The organism is Paenibacillus sp. FSL F4-0243 (assembly GCF_037963295.1).
Taxonomy (GTDB): Bacteria; Bacillota; Bacilli; order Paenibacillales; family Paenibacillaceae; genus Paenibacillus_AQ.
The window spans coordinates 2673554-2693901 of record NZ_CP150151.1 but is presented as its reverse complement, the minus strand read 5'-3'; the positions used below and the strand labels follow the sequence as shown (position 1 = coordinate 2693901).

Annotated in this window: 17 protein-coding genes; 1 reads left to right on the top strand and 16 read right to left on the bottom strand. The window is 43.5% G+C overall.

The genetic code is table 11. The features are described 5' to 3' along the window. Nucleotides 1–38: 38 nt before the first annotated feature. The 10 genes from NSS87_RS11745 to NSS87_RS11700 form a co-directional block, all read right to left on the bottom strand. Nucleotides 39–686, bottom strand: coding sequence for a DUF1775 domain-containing protein (locus tag NSS87_RS11745; RefSeq protein ID WP_052404250.1), 648 nt, complete (start codon nucleotides 684–686; stop codon nucleotides 39–41). A gap of 50 nt (nucleotides 687–736) precedes the next feature. After that, a complete protein-coding gene (locus NSS87_RS11740) occupies nucleotides 737–1402 on the bottom strand; it encodes a response regulator transcription factor (RefSeq protein ID WP_042187189.1) in 666 nt (221 codons plus the stop codon). Next, the gene (locus tag NSS87_RS11735; RefSeq protein WP_339247253.1) at nucleotides 1399–2205 is read right to left on the bottom strand and encodes a histidine kinase; all 807 of its coding nucleotides are present in this window, start codon (nucleotides 2203–2205) and stop codon (nucleotides 1399–1401) included. The genes NSS87_RS11740 and NSS87_RS11735 overlap by 4 nt, the downstream gene beginning before the upstream one ends. A gap of 257 nt (nucleotides 2206–2462) precedes the next feature. Continuing rightward, on the bottom strand, nucleotides 2463–3422 hold the full coding sequence (locus NSS87_RS11730; protein WP_339247251.1) for a hypothetical protein: 960 nt from the start codon (nucleotides 3420–3422) through the stop codon (nucleotides 2463–2465). A 20-nt stretch (nucleotides 3423–3442) separates the two neighbouring features. Further along, nucleotides 3443–4363: a cysteine synthase A gene (cysK, locus tag NSS87_RS11725; protein ID WP_339247249.1), complete on the bottom strand. Its 921-nt coding sequence runs from the start codon at nucleotides 4361–4363 to the stop codon at nucleotides 3443–3445. A 154-nt stretch (nucleotides 4364–4517) separates the two neighbouring features. Next, complete coding sequence (locus tag NSS87_RS11720; RefSeq protein ID WP_339247246.1) at nucleotides 4518–8414, bottom strand: discoidin domain-containing protein; 3897 nt, start codon at nucleotides 8412–8414, stop codon at nucleotides 4518–4520. A gap of 361 nt (nucleotides 8415–8775) precedes the next feature. After that, on the bottom strand, nucleotides 8776–10470 hold the full coding sequence (locus NSS87_RS11715; protein ID WP_339247245.1) for a methyl-accepting chemotaxis protein: 1695 nt from the start codon (nucleotides 10468–10470) through the stop codon (nucleotides 8776–8778). Nucleotides 10471–10634: 164 nt separating this feature from the next. Beyond that, complete coding sequence (locus NSS87_RS11710) at nucleotides 10635–11333, bottom strand: cyclic nucleotide-binding domain-containing protein (protein WP_076283011.1); 699 nt, start codon at nucleotides 11331–11333, stop codon at nucleotides 10635–10637. A 198-nt stretch (nucleotides 11334–11531) separates the two neighbouring features. Next, complete coding sequence (locus NSS87_RS11705; RefSeq protein ID WP_339247242.1) at nucleotides 11532–12056, bottom strand: hypothetical protein; 525 nt, start codon at nucleotides 12054–12056, stop codon at nucleotides 11532–11534. 24 nt (nucleotides 12057–12080) lie between these two features. Next, nucleotides 12081–13580 carry a DUF4173 domain-containing protein gene (locus tag NSS87_RS11700; RefSeq protein ID WP_339247239.1) on the bottom strand — a complete coding sequence of 500 codons (1500 nt, stop codon included), beginning with the start codon at nucleotides 13578–13580 and terminating at the stop codon, nucleotides 12081–12083. A gap of 112 nt (nucleotides 13581–13692) precedes the next feature. Between NSS87_RS11700 and NSS87_RS11695 the strand changes: the two genes are divergently transcribed. After that, a complete protein-coding gene (locus NSS87_RS11695; RefSeq protein WP_339247238.1) occupies nucleotides 13693–15387 on the top strand; it encodes an ABC transporter substrate-binding protein in 1695 nt (564 codons plus the stop codon). A 28-nt stretch (nucleotides 15388–15415) separates the two neighbouring features. Here NSS87_RS11695 and NSS87_RS11690 read toward each other — a convergent pair whose 3' ends face one another. From NSS87_RS11690 to NSS87_RS11665, 6 genes are all read right to left on the bottom strand, one after another. After that, a complete protein-coding gene (locus tag NSS87_RS11690; protein WP_339248527.1) occupies nucleotides 15416–15886 on the bottom strand; it encodes a DinB family protein in 471 nt (156 codons plus the stop codon). A 14-nt stretch (nucleotides 15887–15900) separates the two neighbouring features. Next, on the bottom strand, nucleotides 15901–16344 hold the full coding sequence (locus tag NSS87_RS11685; protein WP_339247235.1) for a GNAT family N-acetyltransferase: 444 nt from the start codon (nucleotides 16342–16344) through the stop codon (nucleotides 15901–15903). Between the two features lie 51 nt (nucleotides 16345–16395). Beyond that, nucleotides 16396–16842, bottom strand: a complete 447-nt coding sequence (locus tag NSS87_RS11680; protein WP_339247233.1) for a hypothetical protein — start codon at nucleotides 16840–16842, stop codon at nucleotides 16396–16398. Continuing rightward, nucleotides 16835–17698, bottom strand: coding sequence for a HAMP domain-containing sensor histidine kinase (locus tag NSS87_RS11675; RefSeq protein ID WP_339247230.1), 864 nt, complete (start codon nucleotides 17696–17698; stop codon nucleotides 16835–16837). Before NSS87_RS11675 ends, NSS87_RS11680 begins: the two co-directional genes overlap by 8 nt. A gap of 615 nt (nucleotides 17699–18313) precedes the next feature. After that, nucleotides 18314–19732, bottom strand: coding sequence for an NAD-dependent malic enzyme (locus NSS87_RS11670; RefSeq protein ID WP_042187166.1), 1419 nt, complete (start codon nucleotides 19730–19732; stop codon nucleotides 18314–18316). A gap of 84 nt (nucleotides 19733–19816) precedes the next feature. Then, nucleotides 19817–20317: a GNAT family N-acetyltransferase gene (locus NSS87_RS11665; RefSeq protein WP_339247227.1), complete on the bottom strand. Its 501-nt coding sequence runs from the start codon at nucleotides 20315–20317 to the stop codon at nucleotides 19817–19819. Nucleotides 20318–20348 lie beyond the last annotated feature (31 nt).

Below are 20348 nucleotides of genomic sequence, written 5' to 3'. Positions count from 1 at the left end.
AGTATCCAACTCAGATCACGGAATCCAACGATCTCCGCTTACTCTTTCCGCCCGCGCAATATACTTATAGCCGCTATTAAAAAGGCAAGTAAAGATATCCCGACTGCGATGTAGACCATTGGATTGACACTGTTTGATTTTTCCTCATCTTTCATAATAGCATTATGCTCTTCCATGCTCATGGAATCGCTCTTGACATTGGAACCGTGAGAATGTTCATCCCCACCGGAAGCTTGTACAATTGTAGTAATGGAATGCGGATTCTCTGTTCCAGCCTCACCGGACCATTGAACCAAGCTTCCATCGGCATAGTGCTGATAAGCATCCCATGCAATGTCGCCAGCGGCATCAGGGTTCTTGGCCGTAAAGTAGAAGCGTTGGAATTGCCCCTTCTGAATGCCCTCACCATTAGCTATCCAGCTAACCTTATTCCCCTCAATGGTAACATCCCATCCGGGTGTAGCCTCATATTGTTTAAACTCGGCACCTGCTGGAACTCGTAGATCAACTTGTACAGTTGCCACGTCTTTTTCCGAAGGAACCTTTAATGTATAAGTCTCCCATGCCCCCGTGCTAGATTGTGCTGGTGCCACGGTTACGTGCGCGCTAGCCACTGCTGCGAACAATAACAGTGTTGCTGCAGCTGGTGCGAATAACGTCATTATTTTGCGAGATAATCTGTTCATAGTTAGCCTCTTCTCATCAATAATTATATATCTTCGTCCTTAACTTCCTGCTATACATCTTTCGAAAAATCTCGTTTACGCGAAGCAAGCCCTTGCTCCAAGGCATAACGCGTCAGCTGCGTTCGGTTTTGGAGTTGCAGCTTTTGGAGGATGTTCTTCAAATGGTTTTTTACGGTATGCTCCGAAATCCCCAAGCTCACTGCAATCTCCTTGTTTTTTGATCCAGAAGATACACAGCTTAAAATTTCTTTCTCTCTAGCCGTCAACGACTCCCCTTCATCCGTTACAGAGGGTACGGTGAACTCCTTCAAGATTTGAAAAGCCAGCTCCCGACTAAGCGGTGCTTCTTCATTAACAATGGCCTGCAAATATTGAATCCAGGTGGAAGGTGCCAGATTCTTTAGCAAATACCCCTGTGCTCCTTGCTTTAGCGCTTCGAGGAGGTGGGAAATTTCGTCCGATACGGTAACGATAACGATTTTGACATAAGGATATTCCTGCTTGATCCGGCGAGTCGTCTCCAGCCCGTCCATTTCCGGCATCTGAATATCGATTAGGATGAGATCAGGCATCCACTGGGCTGTGAAAGCGATCGCTTCAGCACCACTCTCCACTACTCCAATGACCTCAAAACTATCATCCATGGACAAAATCTCGCACATCGCCTCACGTGCATGCGCATGGTCATCTACAACTAAAACCCGGTATCGGCTCATGGACTGACTTCCCCTTTCGTAATTTCAACCTGGGTGCCTGTGTCACCAGAAGTCAGCCTAAGCTTCCAGCCCATCCCCTCGACACGTTCCTTCATGATCTGAAGTCCGTAGCTGCCACTCACTTCAAATGGATCATACTGAAATCCTTCTCCATTGTCTGTAACAACTACCCTCCAGTTCTTCTCATCGCCAGCGCCAGTAATTGAAACCAGTCCAGCTCGTGTATGCTTACGAACATTAATGATCGCTTCGCGAATACAGGATAACAATTCTGATTTTTCCGAAGGGGAGAGCGCATCATCTTGCAGGCTCCATTCGAGAGAGGCTTCGATCATAATCTCGTTCGCCATCTGGGCTAGCTGATCTTTTACCGACTGTTCCAATGAAAAAGAACTCTGCTCTGAGACCGGAATCTTCAGATTGGCAATGGCCTGCCGCACATAACGGTTCACCTCATGGACCGTCTTTTTGATTTGATCCACATTTTCCTCACTGACCTCACCAGTCTTGCGGCTTGCTTCTAGCCGGTCGATTTTGACAGATAAGAGAAATAAAGATTGCGCCATTCCATCATGCAGTTCTTTGGCAAGTCCTTCCCGAGCCTTCATTGCATCTTTAAGCGCACGTTCCTGCTCCAGCTCCCGCTGATTCCGTTCCATAAGAGAGAACAAAGGGACGAGCAACACAAGACTGACTAAAAACACCAGGACTGGCGTCAAATAGTTCCCCAAATCCATAGAAATATAAGGCATTAGAAACTGGTGACGCACAATCTCCCAGATCCCCACCATTAGCGTTGGCAATAACAGGATCATATACTTTATTTGTTTATACGTTGCCGTCCCCTCCTGCACATCTTATGCTTAACAATATCACCGTCTCATCTAAGCGACATGACTCGATCGGGCTATATAGACCCATTAATGTTACAAATTTAAGTATTTTAAAAGGTGATTGCTGACATTCATAATATCATAAGCAGGCTTTCTTATATTGTAGCAAAAAAAAGATACATCTCACGATGCACCCAATCATTTCTACTTTTACTGCGAAATCCTACCTAAAGTGGTGAAGTATAACGTCCATATTGGATATCCATTTCTTTAAACGAATCTCCCTCTCCTTTCAGAAAAAACGTATTTACTCCCTCTGAGCCCCACCAATTCAGGCCGAGTAATGGGCCCTCTGAGGTATCAGCAGCAAAAAGGATGGAGAACATTTCAGGCATAACCTCTCCGCCATCATCCACCCGCCAGACCGAATATTCATCTCCTTGAATCACCGCTGGATAGTCCATGAAGGTAAATTCATCTTTTTCTTTCCAAACGAGACTAAATAACATATTCTGATCCAGCCTTACGAATTGAACGAGATACAGCTGCCGATCTGTGGATAAGTCTGCCAGCTTCCATATTTTCTGAATTTCACGTTTTTTCGTATCTACAATACGCTGTCGAACACTTTCCTCCACAGTTGATAAAGCTTCTTGACCCTCTAGAGATTCAATAGGCAAAAGTGCATCAACCTTAAAGTCTGTTTGATCCGTCAAATAGTAGGTTTCATCCGGGGTCGCACTTGCTTCTTCCACCGTAAAAAGATAACCCGCCAGATTTACAAAATTATGTGCCATCTCCCGGCCATTGCTGTTCTCTGTTCCATCCTGCCATTTATTAAATTTAACCTTTAACACATTCCCCTGATCACCAATAGCCTCATTTAATTGTGCCATCTCCTGATCCAGCCCTTTTTCATGCCCGGTAACTAGAATATTCCGCCCCTCTGCATCCGCAAAGCCAAAATTCGTCTTCAGCTTCTCAGTATCTAGATAAGCTTCAGTCTTCTGCTTGCTTGGAGTTGGTAATGGCTCTGCGCTTGGAGGAAGCGTTGGTGAAGGTAGTACAGTTTCAGCACTTTGTTCCGGTGTAGACTCAACATGATCGCCATCACTGGTCATAGAGTTGTTGCTGGAACAACCCACCAACATAAGAGCAATAAAGAAACTTACCATAAGCTTATTCATTCTTTTTCCTCCAAACGAAGTTAGAATATTCCCATGCTCAGGTAACGTTCCCCCGCATCAGGTGCAATACATAGCACTCGCTTGCCGGCCCCGAGGCGCCGTGCTTCCTGCAATGCTGTCCATACTGCGGCTCCACCTGATGGTCCAAGCAGAATTCCTTCCTGTGCTGCCAGCATTCTCACGGTATTCAGTGCATCTTCATCCGAAACTTGAACAATTTCATCGTAGACCTTTGTATTCAGAATGGCGGGTATAAAGCCCGGACTGGTTCCAACCAGCTTATGCGGTCCAGGCTTTCCACCGGATAATACTGGTGAGCCCTGCGGCTCAACAACTAGAATGCGAATATCTGGAAGCTGCTCACGCAACACTTCCCCAGTTCCAGTTATCGTACCACCTGTTCCCGAAGAAGCAACGAACACGTCCAGCTTCCCTTCCATTTGCTCCATAATTTCAAGAGCTGTCGTAGTACGGTGAATGTCAGGGTTCGCTTTGTTCTCAAATTGCTGTGGAATAAAGCTGTTTGCCACTTCTTTCCCTAGCGCAATTGCTTTTGCAATAGCTCCCGGCATCCGCTCCGCTGCAGGAGTCAGCAAAACTTCAGCGCCATAAGCCTTTAGAATATTGATTCGTTCCTTCGTCATATTGTCAGGCATGACAAGAATCGCTTTATAGCCTTTTGCAGCGGCATTCATAGCCAATCCAATGCCTGTATTTCCGCTTGTCGGCTCTATAATGGTCCCTCCGGGCTTCAGCAGCCCGGCTAGTTCTACTTGCAGGATCAGATTATAAGCTGCTCTATCCTTTACACTGCCACTGGGATTGAAGCGTTCCAGCTTTACATATAGTTCTGCATCTTGGGGGGTGGTCAACCGATTTAGTCGCACAACCGGTGTATTCCCAATCAGCTCAGTTATATTGTTAACAACTAGTGGTGTCATATATAGCGCCTCCTTCATTACTTTACATACCCTTCATTGTAACTTGAGTGGCACCTCCTGTCGATTCTGGAGCTTGCAAGCTCCCTAAGTTAAAAAGCCGCCTCCCAAATTTATGGGTAGGCGGCTTCATTATAACTGACTACTGATCTACGATTTACGGATTCACGTTAATGGTAAAAGTAGATGTATTATTCTTAATATTTGTTACCGTGTTCGTAATCTTCAGATTGTTGAAGGTTGCTGAGCCTCTGGCTGGACCTTGACCAGCCTCAGCAGCTTCATTCACCCAGATACCCACTCCGGATTTACTATCAAAAGCATCGCCGCTCTTCTGCGCACCGGTAATTGTAACATTATTAAAGATGGTATCTGTTACAGGGAATTGTGGAGTGGAACCTACATAGTTGGTCTGGAACATGATGCCATGATAGGTCGGATCAATGATATCCACATCATTGACTCGGATACCTTGGAAGACCTTGGAGGCCGAGAATACCCAGATCGCCGGGAAAGTCTGCGCGCCCCAGAAATGCCCACCTGCACGAACAATAGAAATATTCTCAAAATTCGTAGTCGGTGAAGCTCCGAAGCCATTCATCGGATATCCAAAGTCTAAAGAGCTGATTGTAATCCCGGAGTAGCAAAGTGTATCCGCAATATAAATATTACGGAAGGTATTTGCGTATCCACCATAGACAGCTACACCAGCAGCACGCCAAGTCAAGATTGAAGTGAGGTTCTCATAGATGTTATCCTTCATATCTGCACCACCAGAATCAATCGCCGAGAACAATGCAAAGCTATCATCACCTGTTGCCCGTGCTTCAATATTAGACACCAGGTTATTCGTGCTTCCATTAGTCATATTGATACCGTCAGCGAAGGTGTTACGTATACGGGAGTTTTTAATCACCATGTTATCGGTATTGGCTCCCCAGTACATACAGACCTGATGTTCAGTCCAGATGTTGTCGATCGTAATGTTCGCCACATTGGAGAAATCAAATACTTTACCAGGACCGTCGATACGAGAAGTATAGTTTCCGAAATAAGCGAAATTCGCAAAGGTAGATCCATTCGCAGTATCACTGGCTCGGAATCCGACATCGGTATTCTCTTGGTTACTTGGAGCAATGAACCTTGTATACCAAGGACCCGCACCGATAACCTTCACTGCCTTGCCGTAGACCTGAAACTTGTTAGAGGTCTGATAGTTTCCTGGTGGCAAATATACACCTACGAGATTTCCTGTGGTGTCCATCCGCACTTTATCAAGCGCATTTTGAACATCCTGATGCGTAAAGCCTGCAGGAACAGTGTATTTAGCCGGATCTGGATTAGCAATCGGTGAAACCTGCTCAAGACTGATGAAGTCGATGGCGTATTGAGAAGTGTTAGCGGTATCCTTTTGTAAACGGATCGTACTTCCTGCCGGAATGGTACTATCAAACATAATGTTAGCTTCATCATAAATATGCCGTGGAGAACCTGCGCTTGGCGAATTTCCAGGACTTGTCTCAGAACCGTACAACCATGCATATTTAGAGGTTAAGTTAATAGCTTTGCTAAAGACACCATTAACATAGATGTTAAGCGTAGCATTTGTGCCGTCACCACTCGCTGAATCTGGAATCGAGAAACGAGTAACCAGAGTGTTCGTGCTGGCTTTTGTCGTGAATTCAACATAGCTACCTGTGGTGTTCAGAGTGACTGCTCTTCTGCCTGAAGCCTCACCTGCAGGATCGCCGATGGTCCGGTTGGCTGAAAGCTTCACGGCCCCACCGCCAATAACTCCATCCTCAGCCTCATACATGTCGTAAGGCATGTTCGCACCTCGACCGATGAACAGTGACTGCGTCTGAATATTATTAGCCCGTTTTACAGGCAGCTCATTAGCATCTACTGCAATTTCACTCTTCACAGTATATTTGCCATTTCCTGCAGTCCAATTACCAAGAGCTACAGGCGCTGTGGTCACCCCACTTGCGATCACGCCGTTATAGGAGCCTGTTAGAGTCTTAACCACCGCATTCGTAGTAGCATCTAAAACCGTCAGAGTTATGTTATGCGCACCACTCGCGGAAGCTGCTGTACCTTGATTCTTAATGGCAACTGAGAAGCTTACAGTGTTGCCGCCTGCTGGATTGCCAGGTGTCCAACTGACGGAGGAAGCAACCAGATCAGAACTGGACACTGGAGCAATAATAAGGGAAGCCGGACTAGTAAAACTATTATTCCCCTCATTTGATTCAATCACTGTATTATTCTCATCGACCTTTGCACTTAATGAGTAGGTTGCTGCATCTTTTGCACCCAGGTTAAGAGATACGCTCGTTGATGCGCCAGCAGCTAGAGCACCTACTGGGCTAGTCCCTACAAGGGTAGTACCCAAATAAAAATTCACATTAGTTGCAGCAGATGCTAGAGATCCGATATTCTTAACTGTTGCATTAAGAGTAATGGCATCCGTCTCAATTGGAGAGTTTGGAGTCCATGTAAGAGCAGTCACCGTCAAATCTGGATTCGCAGATGGTGTACCAATTACCTGAAATTCAGCAATTTGTCCAGCACTTGAACCTGAGTTGGTAGTGATCTTTAGCTGCAATTCACTAGCTGTAGCCGTGACCGGAATCGTCACTGTATTACCGGTTGCCGGATTAAAGGTATACACGGTCGCAGGTACAAGACTCGTAAAAGCCGTTGTATTCTGATTATGCCCAAGCACTTGAATGGTCTGAGTACGTGTCGACCACGCCGATGCAGGATTCAGCTTGAGAACAACCGATGTAACATCAGCATTGCTGCCCAAATTAACAGTTAATGTGTTCGGATAACTTCCCCCTGCCCCCTCCCAATAAGTAGTTACATCACCGTCATTCGCATTCGTCTGCACAAAGGTAAAGACCGAGGACGACGCAGTTATACTTTTGTTCACAGCCAAATTTGAACCCGTCCCAGGTGTTGGGGTTACCGTTGGTGTCGGTGTTACTGTCGGTGTTGGTGTTGGCGTTGGTGTAGCCGTTGGTGTTGGGGTTACTGTCGGTGTTGGTGTTGGTGTTGCCGTTGGTGTGGCCGTTGGCATTGGGGTTGGCGTTGCTGTTGGTGATGGTGTTGCTGTCGGTGCTGAAGATGGAGTAAGGATCAGGTTGTCCAGATTCACGTTTCCAGTATCACCAGCGTCATATTTATAAGTAATCGTATTAGCACCAGCATTCAAGGCTAGCGTTTCAACCTTTGTGGACCATGTATTCCAGTTGGCCAGATTTAAAAGAGAAGATTGCTTTAATTTCGTCCCATTTACATAAATACTTACCGTTTTTGTGCTGCCTGAAGCATTTGCATATTTTAATGCGGCATCATAGTTTCCAGCAGAGGCAACATTAACACTAAAGGCAGTCGTTGCTCCTTGTGTCAAATAGCCATCTACAAATCCGGTTCCGGTATAACCGGTATGATCTGTATTGACTTTTGCTCCACCGGATAAAGCAGCATTCTCCGCTTCATATCCTGTTGTTGGAAGTGTCGTTGTGCTGCCATAAATCTCAAATTCCGATAACTGTGCTGCTGGCCATCCTGTATTTGCCGTGAAGTTCAATTTAACATATCTAGCACTCGCAGCTGTAAAATTAATGGTCACAGTATTAGATCCGCTTGCTGGATTAAAGGTGTAATTGGCAGAGGCTGCTAAATTAGTGTAAGTAGAATCATCAGAGCTTCCCTCCACCGACAACGTTTGGGTTCTTGTTTCCCAGTTCGTCGGCAGTTTTAGAACAACCTGATTGACACTGCTTACGTCGCCTAAGTCCACTTTAATCCATTGCGGGAATGCGTTACTTACACTCTCCCAATACGTTCCTTGATTGCTGTCATTGGCATTAGTTGCTACATAAACATCGCCAAATGAGCTTGAAGTAATGCTTTTACCTTGGGCTAAATTCCCCGCAGCTAAACTCACCGAGGGGTACAACGCTAATTGACCTACAAACAATATTACAATCAAAAAATACATTACTGCCGACTTACCCGTAATTTTTTTAGAAGCTGCTATCATTAGAGAACCACCTCCCAAAGTTTTGTGAAGCTATGCAGCCAATAAGAATACGCTTTCAAAATAGTATTGTTATAGACATTCGCCTCCTAAAATGGACCTGATAGTTTTCAACGAGACTTAACAATCGTTTTATTATTAGCTGCCTGTCCTCCCGTATCCTTGACTCTGACTTCAATAAGTCACTGATCTATACCCAGAGGTTGACCACAAACTAACTAATAATGGTAATAATATAAGTTATAGGCAGGTGGACGTCGATGGCAATTTCTATGCTTAGTATGTGGGATATTACGTTCAACCAAATAAAAAAAGAAAGCTCCAGAGAGCACTGGGATTCCCCCTCAACTCTCCGAAGCTCGCCTTATACATTAAATCTAGCTACCAGCCCCTGTAGTCCATGAGCCATTAAGTTTAATTCACTTGCAGAGGAAGCAATTTGTTCCACCGAAGCCCTTTGCTCTTGTGAGGCTGCCGACACATGTTGTGTACTCGCTGCAGTCGTTTCTGCAATTGTCGTAACACTTCGAAGCGATTCCACAATCTCTTCCGTAGCCGCTGTTATCTCTTCCACAGCTCCGGATACTTCCTGAACCTGCTCGGCTAGTGAATCTATAGATAACCGAATCTCACCAAAGGAACGTCCAGCCTGCTGAATAATCTCCGTGCCTCCCCTTACTTCACTCATACTACTCATCATAACCTTCATCGCATTATCTGCTTCACTTTGAATCCCGCTCGCCATTTCCGCAATTTGATTAGCGGATTCTGCGGATTGCTCTGCCAGCTTACGAACCTGGTCGGCAACTACAGCGAAGCCTCTCCCTTGCTCACCCGCGCGGGCTGCCTCAATAGTCGCATTTAACGCCAGCATATTCGTTTGCGAAGCGATCCCTTTTATAACTCCTACAGCACCGCCAATTTCCTGTGATCGATTTACAAAGCCTTGGACTTGCTGTGACAAAGAATGTATAGATCGATTAATGGATTCCATCTGCTGACCTGCCGCCAGAAGTGATTCATCTCCGGCAATAGCAAACGACGCAGAACGATGCGAGGCTTCAGAAATATCCTGAACACTGGAGGCAATTTGACCGATTCCAATCGATATTTCTGAAATTGTTATTGTATTGGTCTGTAGATCATTCATCTGTTTAGCAGTTCCCGAAGCTACTTCACCCATAATATCCGATATTCGTTCTGTCGCTCCTGCTGTCACTCCACTATCCGAGGTAAGATTTGTAGAGGAATTCGCGAGACTATTCGCCGATAGCTTCACTTGTTCAATCATCGTGCCCAAATTTTCTGTCATTTTATTAAAATTAAACGCCAGTTCACCTATCTCATCTTTTGACCGGACGTTTAGCTTGCGAGTAAGATCGGCATCTCCATCTGCAATCTCCTTCAGCTGTGTGTTCACATCCCGAAGTGGTTTAATAATTCGTCCAGATATTAATAGTGCAAGAATTAGGGCAAGAACAACCGATAATCCGGTCACACCAAAGCTAGTAATCATAGCGTTATTACGATGGGCTTCTGCTTGACTCTGCCCGTTCTGTATTTCCTCCATGAGCATGTTCTGGAATACAATCTGAGATTCAATCATTGCATCTAAAGATAAATTGGTAAACTTCTTCTGCGCTTCCGGGAAGTTTCCGTCCTTGGCTAAGGCGAAGGCTTCCTTCAAAACGATCAAATAATCATTCCATTTCCCCTTCAGCTCCGTTACACCCTTTAGTTCTTCTTCACTTAATCTAACACTCTCCAGCTCCTTGATGGCATTCTCAATCAATGGGAGCGTCTCTTCGTACTTAGACAGATATGATTTCCGCTCAGCCTCTGTGTTGCTCATCACATAACGAGCCCCTAGCTCATCTGCCGTACGAATTTTATCCGTTAATCCCTGTACAAGCGACAGCTTGTTCCAGTTGCGATTGACCTGATCCGTCAGCATCGTAGCCTTTCCTTGAAACCATGTATTTCCTGCTATTGCCACTAGAAAGACCACAATCACAGCAGTAAATCCCAATATCATTTTTCCGCGGATATTTCTGAACATCGTTGTTCCTCATCTCTATATGTATAGTAGGTTTCTAATTGGTACTTTTATCCTACTATCGTTCCCTTAAGCCACTCTGAATTTGAACTGAATGTTCGCTTAAAAAAACAAAAAGACCTCTACGTCCGGCCCAAGGCTGGAACTAATGGTCTTTAGAGATCTTTTTATTCGTATAAATTTCCGTTCGCCAGCTCCGCGAGCTTCCCTTCGTCCAGTACGCTTAGGCGTCCACGATTTCGTGTAATAATTCCTTCATCAATGAACCGACGCACGATCCGGTTAAGATGCCGATAACTTGTACCTAGCAACTCTGCTGTCTCTATAAGGCTTGAGGTCCGAATCTCCTCCACACGTCGGTCACCGTTTTTATCGGCGAATAAAGACATCAAATAGCTGGCAAATCGATTCTCGACCGGATACAACAGGTTAAGTGCGGAGGCTTGACCGAGCGTATGCAATTTGTGACTAAGTTCCCCTACGAGAAAACGTAACAAAGCTGTATTTTCCTCAAGCTCTCTCAGCAGTAATCTTCTCCCGGCAAAAAGAATCAAGCTCTCACCCACAGACTCCACTTGATTCTTGACAGGAAAGCGATGAAGCAGCTCCACATCCCCAATCACTGATATCGGATTTGTAAACCGCACCAGCATAGATTTGCCGTTCGGCAGCAGTGTCTGAATTTTGAGCTTGCCCTCAACCAATATGAACATCCCATCCAACTGATCGCCTACCAAACACAGCTTCTCTTCATCCGTATAACGTCTCAATTCCATTTTATACGTGACTAGCGGGCTAAAAATTCCGTCCAGACCGTTCTTCACTGCCAAGGCACGGACAGCTTCACGGTCATTTATCGTTTGCATGTGGTGCCCCCTCTATTGTTTGCTCAAATAAGTGTAATTTAGAATACCCCACAAAAAAAGGACATATGTCCTTTTTAATAATATAAGAAAGTATAAGTTTCACACAATACAATATTTCTTATATTTCTCGCTTAACCACTTACCGACCTTATAAGGAAGCCGAAGGCGTTTATGCTTGTAAGGATATCCCAAAACATCTTACATCACAACAGAGTCCACACTATATCGGATCATATTCACTTTCTGATCTTGTAACCAAAATTCTAAATTCCGATGATTGATTTTATCCACATACCCGATAATATCAGCCCCTTGTTCCCCTCTTTTATAATAAGAAGAGCCATAAGCTTCAATCACATCATCTGTAGAAGACCCCACGTGAATACCTCTGGCAGTACTCATCTTCAGATCTGAATAGACGCTAATTAGAATGATTTTATCGTCACCACGCGCTGTGGCTACTGTTGTTTCGTTGTCCAAATGATAATATTGATACCGTTCAATATCGTCACGTGGTTTAGGTGCCTGGGTGAGCGATTCGAGACTCTGAAGCAGCTGGATGCCTCCCAGACGTTCCTGCTCTAGTTTGCTGCTGGATACGCGAGAGTAATGACTTTGTCTTGGGGCATTGTATAAATAAATATGATAGATCCCATAACTTAAACCTACCGTAATAAAAATGATGATAAATAACCAGCCGTTACTAAATGGCTTTTTTCTCACTTTCCTCACACCTTCTTCTAACCTTTACTGTGCAAAATACTTCTCCAGCTCACGCTGCGCCTGATATTCCGGGAAATTAAAGGACTGCCACTTCCGCTCTCGCTGAGCACCATCCCACCATTTGTTTTTCAAAAATTGATCTAGCATCCCGTCTTCCTTACGACTGAACTTAATCAGAGAAGGGATGACTTCCGGTGACAGACCAACCAAATAATCTGCATCCAGCTTACCACTCACCTCATAACGCTCCATATTCTTATTAGCTATAATGACATCCATACCTATATAGTTCATAACAACATAAGAGGTCAGACCTAGCACAATATAACATTTAGCCAACGGCAAACGGGGCACTACAATCCGTACAGCTGCAAGAATCAACAGCAAACCCATAAATATCATAAATGCATGAACTAGGAAACGAATCGTAGTATATCCATACGCCTCTTCATATAGGGTTAGTCTAGTATAGGCAGAATACAACATGACAGTTGAACAGCCAACTAAGATATACAGCATAATATTAATGACTTTTTGGAGCAGTCCTCCCCTCTTTCCTTCTGATCCCAATGCCAGCATTAGAATCACGAAATTAATCGCGGTCACCATAATTAACTCGAAGAATCCACTACGAGCGTAATCAGCATAGGAACTACCCTCTGGTAACATCCCTTCCCAAGCTCCAAACAAGTAAGAAAATTGGACGAATACGAACAGAACATATACCGTGTTAATGGCTATAAGAATTGTCGTCATAATTACTGGATCAACCTTAAAGGTCACAGGCGCCTGCACAGGTCCATACTCCCTTGGTTGCACATTCCAGTCATAGACCTTCGAATCTACAAAGCCCCATACTAAGCCGAACAATCCCATGCCTATCAGGAGTACCCATAACGTCCGTACAATAATTTCACCAAATGAAATTCGATCCAGCATATTTGGCAGCCATATTAGCACATGATGAAACACACCATCGGCCGAGGCCAGCAGGGTAATCACAACAAGCAGTATCGGTAAAGAGATCGCAAGTCCTGTAAACACTTTCCCCAGCACTTGCTTGCGTTCATCCTTCACCTTACTATCACTGCTACTTTTGACGTCCTTGAACACAGTACCCCAGTGGCGAAAGTTCTGGGGAAGCAAATGCTCTAGTGTATCCCAAAGTATTCTGAATTGACTCCAAGAGGGGCGTTTATCACTTAGCAAATAAGTCATATGTAATAAAATCAGCATAGGGATTACTAATAGGTTCAACCCAAAGTAGAAAAGATTATGAAACAACACATAGGTCATCGAGAGTAGAAAAATCGCTCCAAACCAGAAATAACTGAGTTTGGTCAGTTTGCGCATTTTAGCCTTAGCGTAATAAAGCATATAAACATAAAACAGACAAACGAAGATAGGATAAGAAACACCTGGCAACTTTCCGTAGAACAACAACTGATGAACAATCGCCAGTAAGAAGGCAACAATTAAAGCGGCAAGTGATCGATTAAGCTTAAGCTCCGTTTCATCGGTCATGGTAAACACCCCCATATTCTTACTTTCTTATCCTTATTCTAAGTGATAAAATAAGAAAAAAAAGAGAAAGATTTTTTTAATAATTTCCTATTTTCTGAAAGGGACTTAAACCATGAAGCTGCATAGCCAATATTTAAAGCTGCACTCGCAGTTTGGGGGAGTCACAGAAATCTCAGTTACGATGGATGAGCTAGCCTTGACCTTCGGATGTACACACCGCAATGCCATGCATATTGTGAATAAAATGATGCAGCTGGAATGGGTCCAATGGACGCCGAAGCGCGGACGTGGAAGTCGTTCCTTATTACAGTTCCTTGTCCCTTCCGAAGAAATTGCGCTTCAATCCATGATGCAGGCTATCAGCCGTAAAGATGTTCACAAAGCTATTGATGGCATCAAAACCCACGCCAGCTCTTCCTCGCTGCAGGATACTTTACAAGGCTGGCTGCTGACCTATTTTGGTCATCATTCCGAAATCCGAAGTGACAAACAGATTGATACCCTGCGGCTTCCCATCACCCAGCAGCTACATACCTTCGACCCGCTTCATATGAATCTATTGGCAGAGTCTTTTGTTTCCAGTCATGTCTTCGACGGATTAGTGAGACGCAGCGGGGAACGGGATAAGATTGTGCCTAGTCTTGCTCATGCCTGGGAAGTGGATGAGAGCCGTACGATTTGGACTTTTTTTCTTCGCAAAGAAGTGCTGTTTCATCATGGAAAAGTACTGACGGCAAAAGATGTAGTCTATTCCTTGGGACGGCTGATGCAAACCTCAAAGCGGACACTCTATAGCTATATTTTCAAAGAAATCCAGCAAGTTATCGCACTAAACCCATCCACCGTTCAAATTACACTTAAACAGCCCAATGAGCTATTCCTCCCTTTCTTGTGTACGAGTAGAGCGGCAATTGTTCCGCGTGATTTAGAAGGAATGGACGAACCTAGCTTTGGCCGCAGACCTGTGGGGACAGGACCATTTAAGGTTGTGGACATGAATGAGGACACTTGTGTGCTGGAGGTTTTTCCTTATTATTTTCTAGGAAGAGCTCATTTAGATCGAGTCGAAATAATGTATGTTCCGTGGGAAACTGCGTCCGATTCCTCAGATACTGGCTCGGCTTTTCATGTGATTCAGAATCCTTCATCCAACAATTCTTCTTCTTGGAGTCGGATTCATTCAGAGTCCTACATCCGTAAATTTGTTACCTGCAATACACAAAAAAAAGGACCGCTTAGCGACCCCCTTCTTCGGGCAAAGATCGTATCCTGTTTAAAAGAAGAGTCATCGTCTGTAACGCATAAGTCAATGGAAGACTATGAGGTCACCTTGCAAATAACTACCATTCCGCAATATGCTAACGATGCTGAATGTATTGCTGCTAAACTAGAGCGTCAAGGTTATCCGTGTACGGTTGTTTCCGTGTCTCCAGAGGAGTTCAAGGGCCCGATCCGACTGGAGTCCGACCTGATTGTTTTTTCATTATTTCGTGACGAGGATGAACAGCTTCGTTTATTTGATCTATATCTCACGCTTTCCCAGCATATAGAACCGCATACTCGTGCGGATATTGAAGGCTGGCTCTATACCATTGCACGAGAACCTAACCCTGAGGCTAGATCCGAGAGCTTTAGTATGATCGAGAACCGTCTTCTTGAGGAACATCATCTGCACATCTTGTATGAAAAACCCACCCAAACTGCTTATCTCCCCTCGGTCCGAGGCGTAAGCTTCAATAGTCAGGGCTGGGTTGATCTTCGTCATTTGTGGTTCCCGCCGCTGCTCTCCAGGGACAGTACTTCATGATATACGCAATGCCCAGTCGTTTGCAGAATCATCGGAGCCCTTTTCCAATCAAATTGGCAGAAACTGGCTCCTTCCCGATTTCCCTTGCCCAAACAGACAACTGTCCGACATGATGAATTTCATGAGCGATCACATGGCGCATCACTTCACCCCAAGTATCTGTCACGATCCGGCCATCCGCTAGGTGATCCTCAAAAATATTCCGCTCCAAACCCGCATGCCAAGAAAGTACAAAGGGCTCTACATCGGGCCGGAATTTCGCATCTAGTTCTCTTACCTGCTGCAAAGACTTGTAATGTTCGAAATCCTCCTGAAAATCCGGTCTACCTTGCAACACTTGAATCCAGCTCCACTCCACATCAACAATATGAAACAGAGTCTTCAATATGCTGCCTACACCACCAGTACGTGCCCCAAGTAGCTCTTCTTCAGAAATACTCTCACACCACTCGTACCATTGTTCACGAACTATCCAGTTATATTGAAAGAATGTTTGCAGATCAAGACCTCCTTTTAATGGGAACTTAGATGTTTCCGGTACCCTTCCACCTTCTCATCTCTATACCCTAACGATTCATAAAAAATATGCGCTTCCTTACGCTTCTCTCCAGAGACTAAAATGATATAAAAGCAATCTCTCTCGTGAGCCATTTCTTCAATGGCAAGCATTAGTTTTTTACCCACACCTTGACGACGGGCCCGCGATGAAACTACTACATTCTCAATTACCATAAACGGTTTGCAATCTCCTACCAGGTCATGACAGACAATCCCCATCAAAGACCCCATCAACTCCCCGTCCACAAAAGCGCCCAACAATATGTACCGACGATCTGCCTTAATCACTTTAAATACTTGTTCCATTTTATTAAGATCAGAAGGTTGATTCATTAGCTCCTGATATAAATCACCAAGTTCATGGAGAGACTCCAACTCTATTTCTTTAATAACGACCATAAATGTTCAACCTGCTTTCTTTAATTTAAGAATCTTTCTCCACATGCTCCACTATTTACGAACCTTCAGTTCAAATTCATCCTTCTGCCCATCCCACTCTACAACAACCTTAATAATCGAGTCCTCGTGTTCAAACGCCCCGCTTCCAGCTCTTTTGGACTTCAGCTCACTTTTTCTTACTCCCTCGACATCTTCTAAGGTTTTACTTCCTCCACCTGATGTTCCCTTGAAGCTATATTTAAAAGAATTAATCTTATCAAGATCCGTTTGCTCACCTTTATATTTAAGCTCAAATGTAGATTGCTGCGAGGTTTCATAATCTGGTCTCTCACCCTTTTTATCGATGAACTTCTCTGTTGCCTTTTGAACATATTCAGCCGACCATACTTTTCCTTCTCCTGTAAATGTGTAGTTGTGTTTATAGGTAGTTGTATTGCAGGCAGCAAGAAGAACTATGATTATTCCAGACAGCATCAGTGCGGATAGCCTCTTAATCATTATAGATCCCTCCCGATTCTGATAAAAAGCGAATAGTAACTGTTGTCCCCTTACCTTTAGAGCTATTATAATAAATTTCCCCACCATATTTTTCTACAATATTAAAGCAAATCATTAACCCTAAACCGGTTCCATTACTTTTTAATGAATAAAAAGGCGTGCCCAGCGACTTAACCTCAGCCTCGGACATCCCACTTCCTTCATCGGTGATCATGATCTCGATAAAATTATTATTTCTATTTGCTATGACTGAGACGGATTTCCCTACATCCGAGGCTTCTAGCGCATTTTTTATAATATTAATGAGTAACTGCTTAAACTCAATTTTATTAATGGAAATAAAACAATCTTCCTCTACCTTTATATCGATTTGGTTATCAGATAGCATGGCATAGGAATGAAGCAGACCCGTAACACTTTGAAGGACATCCTTCACATCTACTTTCTCTAGTCTTTGATCTCCATTTGGTTTGGATAGGGTTAGAAATTGAGAGATAATCTGTTCTACTGTGTTTAATTCATCAATCATTAAGTTGAACTTACTTTTTTTAGAATCATCAAATGAATCGTCCTCTTTGAACAATTGCAAAAAACCTCTAACCACGGTTATAGGATTTCGTATTTCATGTGCAACAGCAGCAGTTAATTGTCCTACCATCTTTAACCGCTCGGATTGCTGTAATTGTTCATAATACAGTTGCTGCTTTTTCATCCGTTTAAATGATAGATGGAAAATGAAAAATAATAATGCTTGAACAGCTATTATATTTATAATGTTGCCTATAATGTCATGATGTAAGTAACTATATAATGCACCTTTATCAATGAAGATGACATAACTAAAAGTAATTACCATCAATATTCCATTTATAATAAAGGAAAAGTAGAACAATTTTAAATCGAAAAATAGTATAGAAAGTGCAGGAATAAGGCAAATCAAAATATAGGTGGTCCAAGTTTGAGGATATAAAAAGAAAAGCGTATAGAAGTACGCAAATCCAAAAAGAATGATGATCTTTCTAAAGGTATATGTCTCATACTTAGGATAGATCCATAAACTAATGGATAGAATTATCACGCACAAAAAATGTACCATATATCCAAAATTAATCCCATTCAACTCTGTTGTAGACAGTATTAATCCAGATATCATAAGGGTAATGTTTAATATCATTACAATGTAATAGATTTTTCGATTCACCTGACTGTAAAACTCTTTCATGAATTCACCACTTCTATATTAATTTAACCCTTTTTTGGATACTACCCTCTCTAGAGGCAAAATTTAAGGGCACCCACTTGGATGCCCTTTCTACATCTCATACATTATTGTAATTATATCAGCCACTTTACTAAAATGGGAATAAATACTTTTAGCCCTAATTATGATAAGCCTCTCAGTTATGTGTCAATCTATAAAAAAATAGACTGCTCTCTCACTAAGCAAAGCAGTCCATTTATAGTATCGCTTTTATTCCATATCCTTATCAATATCCTTAGGGATCCGGCGGGCTACATCCGTTGCAATAGCTGCATGGATCACTGCCAGACGCACTAACTCTACCACTTTTTCGTTAAAAATACTTGGGATTACGTATTGCTCATTAACCTCATCCGGATGAACGACTGAAGCAATCGCTTTTGCCGCGGCTAGCTTCATTTCAAGGTTCACTGTTTTTGCTCTGCAATCCAGTGCGCCACGGAAGATACCCGGAAAACACAGCACATTGTTGATCTGATTCGGATAGTCACTTCTACCTGTCGCTAACACGCGAACAAAAGGCTCGGCCAATTCTGGTTCAATCTCCGGTGTCGGATTAGCCATTGCAAACACAATGTTATCGCTGGCCATACTCTTGAGATGATCGACGGATAGAATCCCACCACGTGACACCCCAATAAAGACATCTGCTCCCTGAATAACCTCCGTCAGTCCACCTTCAATACCTTCCGGGTTAGTCGCATCAGCAAGCTTCCGCCATTCCTGATTATCATACTGAAGATCTTTTCTAAGAACACCTTCACGATCTACCGCGTAGATTTTGCGAGCTCCTGCCGCCAGAAGCATATTACAGATGGACACACCAGCCGCACCTATACCCACAACGACAATTCGAACATCTTCGATAGATTTGTTTACTACTTTAAGCGCATTCAAAAGACCTGCCAAAACTACAACAGATGTACCGTGCTGATCATCATGAAATACCGGAATATCCAGCTCTTCGGCAAGCCGACGTTCAATCTCGAAACAGCGCGGAGAACTGATATCTTCTAAGTTGATTCCCCCAAATCCAGGAGATACTGCTTTAACGATATTAATGATTTCATCTGAATCTTTAGTATTTAAGCATAGTGGAAAAGCATCGATGTTCGCTAATTGCTTAAACAGCATAGCCTTACCTTCCATGACAGGCATAGCCGCTTCCGGTCCTATATCCCCTAGTCCAAGCACAGCCGTTCCGTCTGTAACGACGGCTACTGTATTCCGCTTCATCGTCAAAGAATAGGCTTTGTTCGGATCTTCGGCAATTGCCGTACACACTCGGGCAACTCCCGGGGTATATACCAGCGATAAATCCTCCCGATTTTTGATTGGCATTTTAGGTGTGATTTCAATCTTCCCGCCTAGATGAGCTAGAAATGTTCGATCTGACACATTAATTACTTTGACCCCTGGCATCTTCGATAGTATAGACATCATTTCTCCATTCGAGGCATCTTGCACGTTTATTGTTATATCTCGAGTTGTTACATCCTTACCTGCACGAATCACGTCAATAGCAACGATATCTCCACCTGCAGTGGCAATTCCTGAAGCAACATCACCAAAAGAAGCAACCGATTTCCGAATTTCGAGCCTGACAATCATCGTTGTTGCAATAGCCATGAATTAGCCTCTCTTTCTTCAACCCTAAGATTTCAAATACACTATACTATACCATTTAAACAAACTTTCTTCCTATTGAATAGATCACTTTAGTATTTTTCTTAAGATAGTATTCCCTTCGGCACCCGGACCAAATACATCAGGGATTGTAGCGACGGGCACAAAGCCGTTTTTACCGTAAAAAGCAATCACATCATAATCTTCTGCATAGGTCAGCATAAGTAAACAGTAAGCTCCCTTGCTCTTAACAACTTCTTCTACATGCTGTAGTAAAATACCTCCTATTCCTTTTCTGCGATGATCTTTACACACTCCAATATCTAGGACTTCGGCTCTTGCTCCAAGCGCGGGAATGCCGATCGGTGCCTCCTCATGCAGAACGGCAACAATACCAAAAGCATCGTCTTGTTCATTCTCATGATAAGCATAAAACAACGCCCCCCGCTGAAAATGTGATTGTATGCGGCGTCTCAGCCACTGCTCATGGTTAGGATTGTTTCTATCTAGATGGATATGTTCAACCTCAGCTAAGAGGTCCAAATACGGTTCGATCTCATGTTCACGAATTAACTTTATAATAGACATTTCAACAATTCTCCCTTAAAAACAAGTTATA